The sequence below is a fragment of the Rouxiella sp. Mn2063 genome (genome assembly GCF_049319665.1).
Classification (GTDB): domain Bacteria; phylum Pseudomonadota; class Gammaproteobacteria; order Enterobacterales; family Enterobacteriaceae; genus JBMOUD01.
Genome location: NZ_JBMOUD010000026.1, coordinates 18,118 through 27,331, shown reverse-complemented (window position 1 = coordinate 27,331; position 9,214 = coordinate 18,118). Strand labels below are relative to the sequence as shown.

General features: G+C 48.7%; 13 protein-coding genes, 1 tRNA gene and 1 pseudogene. 13 read left to right on the top strand and 2 right to left on the bottom strand.

Features of this window, described 5'->3' with window-relative positions; all coding sequences use genetic code 11:
- The first annotated feature begins 27 nt into the window (after nt 1–27).
- The 3 genes from ACL9RG_RS21810 to ACL9RG_RS21800 all read left to right on the top strand — a co-directional run bounded on the left by ACL9RG_RS21810 (nt 28) and on the right by ACL9RG_RS21800 (nt 1,896).
- Complete coding sequence (locus tag ACL9RG_RS21810) at nt 28–207, top strand: hypothetical protein (RefSeq protein ID WP_422794760.1); 180 nt, start codon at nt 28–30, stop codon at nt 205–207.
- 196 nt (nt 208–403) lie between these two features.
- On the top strand, nt 404–1,174 hold the full coding sequence (locus tag ACL9RG_RS21805) for an antitermination protein (protein WP_422794758.1): 771 nt from the start codon (nt 404–406) through the stop codon (nt 1,172–1,174).
- A 645-nt stretch (nt 1,175–1,819) separates the two neighbouring features.
- Nucleotides 1,820–1,896: transfer RNA gene (locus ACL9RG_RS21800), tRNA-Arg, on the top strand.
- Nucleotides 1,897–2,008: 112 nt separating this feature from the next.
- Here ACL9RG_RS21800 and pufQ read toward each other — a convergent pair.
- Nucleotides 2,009–2,086 carry a cytochrome PufQ gene (gene pufQ, locus ACL9RG_RS21795; protein ID WP_422794759.1) on the bottom strand — a complete coding sequence of 26 codons (78 nt, stop codon included), beginning with the start codon at nt 2,084–2,086 and terminating at the stop codon, nt 2,009–2,011.
- Here pufQ and ACL9RG_RS21790 point away from each other — a divergent pair.
- The 4 genes from ACL9RG_RS21790 to lysC are packed head-to-tail and all read left to right on the top strand — an operon-like array spanning nt 2,061 to nt 3,363.
- Nucleotides 2,061–2,333: a hypothetical protein gene (locus ACL9RG_RS21790; RefSeq protein WP_422794757.1), complete on the top strand. Its 273-nt coding sequence runs from the start codon at nt 2,061–2,063 to the stop codon at nt 2,331–2,333. The two genes, pufQ and ACL9RG_RS21790, sit on opposite strands and share 26 nt — an antisense overlap.
- 2 nt (nt 2,334–2,335) lie before the next feature.
- Nucleotides 2,336–2,821 carry a lysozyme gene (locus ACL9RG_RS21785; protein WP_422794756.1) on the top strand — a complete coding sequence of 162 codons (486 nt, stop codon included), beginning with the start codon at nt 2,336–2,338 and terminating at the stop codon, nt 2,819–2,821.
- Nucleotides 2,814–3,230, top strand: coding sequence for a DUF2570 domain-containing protein (locus ACL9RG_RS21780; RefSeq protein ID WP_422794761.1), 417 nt, complete (start codon nt 2,814–2,816; stop codon nt 3,228–3,230). The genes ACL9RG_RS21785 and ACL9RG_RS21780 overlap by 8 nt, the downstream gene beginning before the upstream one ends.
- Complete coding sequence (gene lysC / locus ACL9RG_RS21775; RefSeq protein WP_422794755.1) at nt 3,124–3,363, top strand: Rz1-like lysis system protein LysC; 240 nt, start codon at nt 3,124–3,126, stop codon at nt 3,361–3,363. The genes ACL9RG_RS21780 and lysC overlap by 107 nt, the downstream gene beginning before the upstream one ends.
- Before the next feature lie 226 nt (nt 3,364–3,589).
- Here lysC and ACL9RG_RS21770 read toward each other — a convergent pair whose 3' ends face one another.
- Nucleotides 3,590–4,081 carry a hypothetical protein gene (locus ACL9RG_RS21770; protein ID WP_422794754.1) on the bottom strand — a complete coding sequence of 164 codons (492 nt, stop codon included), beginning with the start codon at nt 4,079–4,081 and terminating at the stop codon, nt 3,590–3,592.
- Between the two features lie 256 nt (nt 4,082–4,337).
- Between ACL9RG_RS21770 and ACL9RG_RS21765 the strand changes: the two genes are divergently transcribed.
- The 6 genes and pseudogenes from ACL9RG_RS21765 (at nt 4,338) to ACL9RG_RS21740 (ending at nt 9,191) form a co-directional block, all read left to right on the top strand.
- Nucleotides 4,338–4,865, top strand: a complete 528-nt coding sequence (locus ACL9RG_RS21765; protein WP_422794753.1) for a KilA-N domain-containing protein — start codon at nt 4,338–4,340, stop codon at nt 4,863–4,865.
- Entirely contained in the window at nt 4,862–5,176 is a 315-nt protein-coding gene (locus ACL9RG_RS21760) for a hypothetical protein (RefSeq protein ID WP_422794752.1), read from the top strand. Before ACL9RG_RS21765 ends, ACL9RG_RS21760 begins: the two co-directional genes overlap by 4 nt.
- Nucleotides 5,177–5,225: 49 nt before the next feature.
- Nucleotides 5,226–5,642: a terminase small subunit gene (locus tag ACL9RG_RS21755; protein WP_422794751.1), complete on the top strand. Its 417-nt coding sequence runs from the start codon at nt 5,226–5,228 to the stop codon at nt 5,640–5,642.
- Nucleotides 5,629–6,998 (top strand): annotated as a pseudogene (locus ACL9RG_RS21750) (PBSX family phage terminase large subunit). Before ACL9RG_RS21755 ends, ACL9RG_RS21750 begins: the two are co-directional and overlap by 14 nt.
- A complete protein-coding gene (locus ACL9RG_RS21745) occupies nt 6,995–8,419 on the top strand; it encodes a DUF1073 domain-containing protein (RefSeq protein WP_422794750.1) in 1,425 nt (474 codons plus the stop codon). Before ACL9RG_RS21750 ends, ACL9RG_RS21745 begins: the two are co-directional and overlap by 4 nt.
- Nucleotides 8,382–9,191 carry a phage minor head protein gene (locus tag ACL9RG_RS21740; protein WP_422794749.1) on the top strand — a complete coding sequence of 270 codons (810 nt, stop codon included), beginning with the start codon at nt 8,382–8,384 and terminating at the stop codon, nt 9,189–9,191. Before ACL9RG_RS21745 ends, ACL9RG_RS21740 begins: the two co-directional genes overlap by 38 nt.
- Nucleotides 9,192–9,214: the final 23 nt, after the last annotated feature.

Sequence of the window (9,214 nt, the reverse complement as noted above, 5' to 3'; positions counted from 1 at the left end):
GGCATTAAAGCAAACCTCGGAGGCAGCATGACAGTAATCAGCATCAATCAAGCAAAGCAGCAGAGAGAGCGAGACGAAGAACGGCTGAAGTTAGTCATTGATATGCGGGAGCAATGCAGGAAAACACTAAGGGAGCTTAGGACGATAGAGGCCGAGATAGTGAATCGACTTGTCGGCAATGAGCGTGGCGGAGGAGATGCGGCATGACGTTCGATGCGTGGTTTGCTGTCATTTTGTGGGGGGTATTTCTTCTGGCATACCTTCCGTGGCAAGTAATAAAACACAGGCGGGTGATGCGTAGTCTCGCAGCGATGAATAAGGGGTGTCGGTTTATGGAGAAATACGCTCTTTTAAAGCGGATAACGGCTAATCGCAATAAGGCTAACACTGACGGGGTGGCTGTATGAATCTGGAAAGCATGGTTAAGTATCATTTCCCAAAATCGACAATGATCAGTGATTCACCGCGGGCAACATCGCCAGATAGCTTAACCGGCACTGATGGTATTGCAGCAATGGGGATGACTCAAAGTCGCGCCGCATGGGGATACAGCGCGTTCATTGGAAAACTTGGTATCAGCAAACATGATAGCGAAAGGGCGGTTACTCGACTTGCTAAGCATGCTCTAGGAACTTGCGATAGTGTTGCAGCACTGCGCAAACTCGAAAGCAATATTAAGCCAATGGTGGCGCAAATCCTCGCAATTTATGCGTATCTTGATTACTGCCGGTCAGCGGCTAGCGTTAAAGAGTGCGAGCATTGCAAAGGTGAGGGCTTTATTGAGGCTGAGAAATTCTCAATGAAATCACCACTGACTTTCGACGGTTCTGGCAAGCGGGTTAGAGAGGTTATCAAGTTAATATGCAAGCCATGCGGCGGGAAAGGCGTTGTATCTAGCGCATGCTCTGATTGCAAAGGTCGTGGAACATCGGTGGACGAGAAAATATTACGTGACACCGGCGAGCGCGTAGAAAGTCCGTGCAAGAGGTGCAAAGGCACTGGCTATCCTCGCATGCCATCTACTGAGGCTTACGCGGCTGTTTGCGCTATCACTGACGCAATTTCTCTCGATACATGGAAGAAGAGTGTTAAGCCATTTTATGACGGACTGGCGACCAAGCTAGAAATCGAAGAGGCGTGGGCGGAGAGTTCTCTTAAGACAGTAACTAGATAGCGAATGAAAAAATAGCTCACAAAGTTATAGTGAGCTATTTACTTTTCCCGAAACTGTGTTAATCTCACTCTAACGATGGGTTACTGACTTCGTTTAGTAGTAAAAAGAATTCAAAGCCTCGGTTAATCGCCGGGGCTTTTTGCGTTTCAGGATTCGCATCTATCATGAAAGAGCATTAGGCAGACGGCATCGACTGGTTTCGGATTAGCACGCGCGAAACGCCGCTATCGATGTGACGACGCTCGTCAGTGCTCTTTCAGATAGTTTTCGTGTGCGACTTTGCGGGTTTTTAGAAACTGACCACAAAAAGTAAATGCAAACGATGATGTAGTTCTGATGGCGGCTTAACAGCCTATAAGTCAGTGAGGTCTTCCAATCCCTCATAACCGAATTTGGCGCAGTGGCCCGCTGTGATTAATAATGGGCGCACAACAGGTAAGAGCATTGCAAGAGGTTGGCCAGCCGCTCTGCAAATCCATTAGCAAAGATGGCAGTGCTCTTTCCGTTGTGGTGAATGCGCAGGCTGATGCGCTTCGAGAGCGTCACGGTGCCGCGAGCCTCTTAAATCGACATGACACCAAAGCCGGAGATCAGCACCGGCCACCACAACCCAAATTAGCCCCGCTATTGCGAGGCTTTTTATTTGCGTCATTAGCTCAATCGGATAGAGCAAGTGAGTTCTAATCACTCGGTTCGGGGTTCGAATCCCTGATGATGCGCCAAACATAGCAAACTTTCGGCAACTTATTAGACCATCAATTTACCGCCTTGCTAAAAGTGCACAGCCCCAATCCTCGATTAAATGCTACGTGACTACGGCGCGGCGGTATCCCTTTATTTAAAAACAGCGACGGCCCAACCCACCAAATTAACGGGGAGGGGAGATATGAAAATGGACGAAAAATACAGCAATGCTGCTTACGGCAGTGCTGGTCTTGCGGCATTCTTTGCAAGCATGTCTTTGCAGGACTGGGGTTTTGTTGTTGGCGTGGCATTCAGTATCGCGCTCGGCGTTCTGACTTATCGCTTAAATCGGCGAGAGCAAATGAAGCGCACCAGCATACTCAAAGACATCTTGGACAAGACCGACACAAGAAACCCATCAGCGACTGCTCAAGTGGTTGCTGAATTAGGCCAGAAAGCACCCAAAGAGATTTAATCATGGAAGCATCATTGAGAAAGAAAATCATTGCTGCTGCCGGGGGCGGGGCAATCGCAATTGCTACTGTTCTAATCCCTCACCTTGAGGGGGTTAAGTACACTCCATATAGAGATGTTGGCGGCGTTTGGACTGTTTGCAATGGGATAACAGGCCCGGATGTAATCATTGGCAAAATCTACACAGAAAAAGAATGCAAAGAACTTTTGCATAAGCACCTTATCCCTTATGCGAGATCTGTTGAAAAGCATGTAAAGACCCCTGCAAGTGAGTACCAGAAAGCTGCACTAATAAGCTTCAGCTTTAATGTTGGGGCAGGGGCTTTTGAACGCTCTAGCTTGCTTAGATATCTGAATTCAGGAGATAGCAAAAAGGCTTGTGATGCGCTGAAGCAGTGGGTTTATGTCGATAAAAATAAAATACCAGGATTAATGAATAGAAGGGAAGTAGAGAGAGAAATCTGCATGTGGAGCAACAAGAATGCTTAAGAACACATCCCTTGGCGAAGTAATAACAATCGGCGCTATAGCTATCGTCGTTATTCTTACACTCCGTCTCGGCGCGGATAATCGCAAGCTCAGTGAGGAGAACGGAAGACTGGCTGAGCAATCAGCAGAGTTAAGTCACAAGAATGACGGGCTGGCTGAATCACTAAGCACTCTCTCAAACGAAGTCCAGTTGATGAATAAACTCGTCGCCACAGAATCCAAGCGCCGCGCCGCCGCAGAGATGAAATCACAGAAATTGCAAGAAGAGGTGAAAGGTGCGCTCAAAGATAATCAATGCGCTCGTGAACCTGTTCCTTCTGACGCTGTTAACGGGGTGCGCAAAGCCGCAGATAGCGCGAGAAGCCATAAAAGTAAAAAGCCCTCCCGTGCCAGCAAATCTTCTGATTGATTGCGTAGTGCCAGAAGTGCCCGACTCAATGACGTTCGGCGATAGTGTGCAGTTAAACATTGCGCTTCTGCTATCAATCGAGAACTGCAATGGTCAGCTTGAAGCGCTAAGGGAAATAGAAGCGTCTCGATAGATCATCACAAGAGCCATCACCGTGGCTCTGATAATGATTTATTGAACTGGCGGGATATCTCGTCGATGGGAAAACAAAGCACCGTTTATAACCACCCAGCCAGACTTAACCCATAGGCCAACTTTCTGACGGTCAACGCCCATGTGTCGAGCGAACTCTGAATTGTTGCCAGAAAAGTTATCCCGAATGTAATGGGCCAGTTCTGTGTATTTTCGATTTTCCATGATTACTCCGCTGTGACCGCTGGGTTAACGATTAAATAAGATGTTCCGTGCTCATCGTCCATTTCCACCGCGTCATAGCCGAGATGAGCGGCAACGCGACCGCGCAGGCGTTGAAGCTCCCAAGACAAATCGCCTTCACCCCCATCAAATGCGTCGCTGCGTGGGGAAAGGATTTCTGCAAAATCAGTAATATCTGAACTGTCATCACTCATTACGCGATCTGCTATTTCTGCCACGTCATCAGCGCTGATATTTAATTCGCTTACTAAGAATGCATAGACTTCTTCATAGCGAGCATCTAAATCAGAAGATGTGGCAATTTTCCCATCATCTACAACGTATGAGTAAACGCAATTGCCGCCGTGTGATGCCGCTACTTCTCTGTCCGGGCTTGCAAACAGGCCATCAAAGACATTATCGAGAGAACCAAGGGCATAAGCGCCGATTTTTATAACTGGTGCAGTGTTGCTGTATGAGCCGTGGAAGAGTTTCATTTTGCTGCCTCAATTCGTTGTCGATATAAATAATGTAGTCGAAAAAAGACTACAATGCAAGCGATATATATCACAAATTTCACGCAGCCTCGGCATAGTCCGGGGGTTTTTCGCCCGTAGTAAATCTCCGCGCATCGCAGCGCATCTCAACGAGAGTCTTTCAGAAAGCTGAGTCTGAGAATTGCCGTTATAGGTGGCGACCTCTCTCGGGCGGCTTTTCTGTGCGAACAGGCTCGCTTTCTAAAAGGTAAACGCAATGACATATCCAACGGTAATTGTTAACGGCGTCTCGGTTCGCGTCGATAGTGAAGGTCGATACAGCCTTAACGATCTGCATGCCGCCGCAGTTTTGAAGGGCGAGGCTAGCGAGTCTCAACGACCAGGTAACTTTATCAAAAGCGCTCAGGTAAAGCGGTTTGCTCAAGAACTAAGCGGAGCTACAAATGTAGCTTCGGTTAAAACCATCAAGGGTGGCGTTGAATCTGGCGTGTGGGGCCTTGAATTGATAGCAATTCGATATGCAGCCTGGCTGAGTCCTAAATTTGAGATTCGCGTTTACAACACATTCCGCGAAGCCGTACTAGGTGGCATTTCAAGCATGACCATGCTTAATCGCCTGGATCTTCTTATCACAAGCGAGAAGCAGGAAGTAAGCGACTGCGCAAGAAAGATGAGTCAATGGGGCGTTGGAGGCAGAAAGAAAATGCTAGAAACCACGCGGCAAAACATTATTGAGAAAATGGACCCGGATATGGTGGCAATAATGCAAGGGGTAATTCAATGACCGAAAGAGTTTACGGATTATCAGGAAAAGCTGTGGAGGTAGCTGCGCCGGGAAGTGCTGGTGAAATCCCTATTGCCACCGAAACAACGCTAGGCGCGGTGATGATAGGTAATGCCCTTGAGTGCTCAGAAAGTGGAAAGCTTTCAATCTGTCAAGCCGAGTCGGTAGACAAGCTTTACTTCGACCAGCCTGACGATTATTCCAACATCGCTGCCGCAATAATGGCTACTAAAGGGATGTTCAATGAGTTGATTGATTCACTGAAAAATGCCGGGCTAATGAAATCCACCACTGAATTGGAAAATAAATAAATGGCAAAGCTCACAGACAAATAAGAGCCGATAGCCTGAGGAAAGACAAATGCCTGTACTGGCGAAGCCAAACGAAGAAAAGTTTGCTCAGTCTTTCGTGGAATTGGGTAACGCTTCTGAGGCTTATCGCGCCGCGTACAAGGCTGACAAGATGAGTGATAACGCCATTTCGGTGGAGGCTCATCGAGTAAAGGAGCGCCCTCGCGTTTCCCTAAGGATTAAGGAGCTTCAGGGTGAGGTTAAGCAACGCCACAACGTGACTGTCGACTCTCTCATTGCCGAGCTTGAAGAGGCCCGTCAGAAAGCGCTAAGCGCCGAGACGCCTCAATCATCAGCTGCCGTTGCGGCCACGATGGGTAAAGCTAAGCTAACTGGACTTGATAAGCAGATTGTAGAGCTTCAAGGTTCAGTCGGCCTAAACCTGAACAAATCACTAAACGAGCTATTCGAAGATGACGGCGATTAATCCGATATTCAAACCCTTCATTAAGCCCCATCGCTACAAAGTAGCAAAGGCGGTCGCGGGTCAGGGAAGAGTTGGACAATTGCACGGTTACTCGTAGAGATATCTCGTCGGGGGTGCTATCGCTTTCTCTGCGCCCGCGAACTCCAGAACAGTATCAGTGACTCAGTTATTCGCCTACTGGATGACACTATCGCCAGGCATGGCTACCAAGCAGAGTTTGAAGTTCAACGCAGCAGCGTTCGCCACCTGGTTACTGGCAGCGAATTTATGTTCTACGGCATCAAGAACAACCCCACGAAGATTAAATCCCTCGAAGGTGTAGACATCTGCTGGATTGAAGAAGCAGAGGCTGTATCTAAAGAATCATGGGAAGTTCTGATACCAACCATTCGTAAGCCAGGATCTGAAATCTGGGTCAGTTACAACCCAAAGAACATTCTAGACGACACGCATCAGCGATTCGTTATATCGCCTCCTGATGATATTTGCCTACTTACCGTTAACCATAACGACAACCCTCACTTCCCCGAGGTGCTTCGCCTAGAAATGGAAGAGTGCAAGCGTAAGGACTATGACCTTTACCTGCACATTTGGGAGGGCGAGCCAGTCGCTGATAGTGATATGGCAATCATCAAGCCATCTTGGATTGCCGCTGCTGTGGATGCTCATGAGTTGCTTGGCTTTACCGCGTCTGGGCGCAAGCGGGTTGGATTCGACGTAGCCGACGAAGGCGAGGATAGCAACGCAACCACTCTAGCCCATGGCTCTATCGTTCTGGATTGCCAGCAGTGGAATAAAGGCGATGTCATTACATCTTCAGACCGCGTTAAAAACTACGCAGAGAGCATCAAGGCTGGTGAGATAGTCTATGACTCAATAGGTGTTGGTGCAGGCGTCAAGGCTCATCTCAAGCGAGTATGCAAGATTCCATCAAGTGGATTCAATGCCGGCGCAGCAGTGTTTAAGCCAGATGCGAAATACGCAGACGGGAAGACCAATAAGGACATGTTCTCGAACATCAAGGCGCAAGCATGGTGGGGAGTGCGTGATAGGTTCTTCAATACTTGGCGCTGCATAAAGCACCTCGAAGCCAATCCTGAAGACAAAGAGTTCATCAAGCAATTCTCCGACGACCAGTTAATCAGCCTCAGCTCAGACATCAAGCAACTTGAATACCTCAAGGCTGAACTGTCACGCCCATGGGTTGACTACGACAATAATGGGCGCGTGAAAGTGGAGAGCAAGAAAGACATGAAGAAGCGCGGCATACCGTCACCAAACATGGCTGACTCGCTAATTATGGCCTTTGCTCCTGCACACAAACCATTCCAAATTCCTGACGAGATACTTCAATGACCAGACGTAAACAGGTAGTGCAGAAAACTCGCCGGGCGCCAGCAAAGATTACGCAGATGCATATCGATGCCGCTTCGGTGGCTAACGATGAAAAGCCATTTGCAGAGTTTAAGCGTTATGAGCCATTACCCGGAGTGATACCAAAGGGTAAAGAGAAAGCTACGTTTGCAATGGACTCAACGCCATACGAGGCCATCAACCTCATGTACGCGGGTGCTGAGTATTCCGGTTTTCGCGGTTACCCGGCACTGGCTGCGATGTCTCAGCAAGTCGAGTACTCGAACATGCATAACGTGTTCGCTGATGAGATGACGCGAAACTGGATCGAGGTTAAGAGTCGCAAGAAGGGGGATCACGATCCAGATATCGACCTGATGGAAAGGGCGCTAGAGAAATACGATGTTAAGCGCCTCATGCACGAGGCTGTTCGTCAAGATTCAATGTTTGGCGTGGCTCACATCTACATCGATACCGGCGCATTGGGTGATGAGCTTAGCAAGCCATTATTCCTTGACCCGCGAAAGATACCTAAAGGCTCGCTAAAGGGCCTGAGAGTTGTAGACCCAACTTGGGTTTACCCGGCGTTATACAACACCAGATGGCCTCTGCAAGCAGGCTTCTACAAGCCCCAGTCTTGGTTTGTTATGGGTGATGTTGTCGATGAGTCTCGATTCATGGATATCGTTAGTCGACCCGTTCCAGACATCTTAAAGCCATCCTATAACTTCGGCGGCCTGTCGCTCACGCAGTTGATGGAGGATTACGTTAACGACTGGCGAGACGCCAAGAAGAACGTGATTAAGATTCTCCGCACGTTGCGTATGCGGGCGCTGAAAACGGATATGGATGCTCGACTTGCAGAGCCTGGAGAGTTCGATAAGCGAATCAGGCTTTTTGAGAAGTATCAGGATAACTTCGGCGTTTGGGCGCTGGATAAAGAAGAAGATTTGCTGCATATGCAGACATCTCTCAGCGAGCTTTCAAGCCTCCTGTCGAACTATCAAGACCAGCTATGTATGCCAGCGCGAATCACCAACCTCAAGCTTCTGGGTAACGCTCCAGCTGGCCTTAATGCTTCTGGTGACGCTGAGTTAGCAACATGGCATGAAACGGTATCAGGCTATCAAGATGGCGAGATGCGTAAGCCTCTGGAAAATATCTTCAAGCTGATTCAACTCTCTGAGTTCGGCGCGATTAATGATGATATTTACTTCGAGTTCAAGCCGCTGGATGAAATCAGCGAAAAAGAAAGAGCAGAGGTGGCGAAACTTCGGGTCGAGACGGTGGCTGTTGCTGCTGATAGTCAGTTGGTTAGCTCAGAAGAGGCCCGCACCGCGCTGAAAGGTATCGAGAACGCCGGCTTTGAAACGCTGGATGGTGATTATGAACCGGAAGAAAACGAAGAGCTTGAAGGCTATTAACTACAACGCCGGAAACATCAAGTGGTATCAGCGTGAGCTGCTTGCTGAGATACGCGAGATGAACGACGAGGTTAAGAGCGAGATTGTACGGATTCTTCGTGACAATCCACTTGCGGAAGTTGCAGAAATGGCAATGGACGCCAATCCAGTGCAAATCGTCAAGCAAGCTCTCGATGCGCTAGCTAGGAAGTGGGTCGACAGATTCATTAACAAAGCCACTCCGCTATCTGATAACTTGGTGAAGAAAACAGAGTCAGCGGCTGATAGGGGGCTACTGGCATCAGCCAGAGCAGATAATCTAACCATCAAAATGCAATGGACTCCGGCAATGACCGAAAAGGTCGATGCCATCATTGCTGAAAACGTGTCGCTCATCCGGTCAATTCCTGAGAAATACTTCACCGAGGTGGAAGGCACTGTTTATCGCGCCGTAGCACGAGGTGGAGACAGAAAGGGACTGGCTGATGAGATAGAAGCAAGCTTCGGAAAGCGTCACGGAATTACGAGGCGCAGGGCTGAGTTCATCGCTCGTGACCAGACTCGAAAAGCTACCAGCGCATTATCAGCAGCGCGTCAACAGGCAGCTGGAATCACAGAGGGTGAGTGGGTGCATAGCGGTGGTGGACATGCGCCTCGCAAGAGTCACGTGAAGGCTGGCAAGGAACGCAAACGCTTCAAGCTTTCTGAGGGTTGCCTGATTGATGGTGAGTACATCATGCCGGGGCAACTACCTAACTGCGGGTGTGTATGGAAGCCTGTATTGCCGTTCTGATTTAAACAAAAATAACAGGTCGC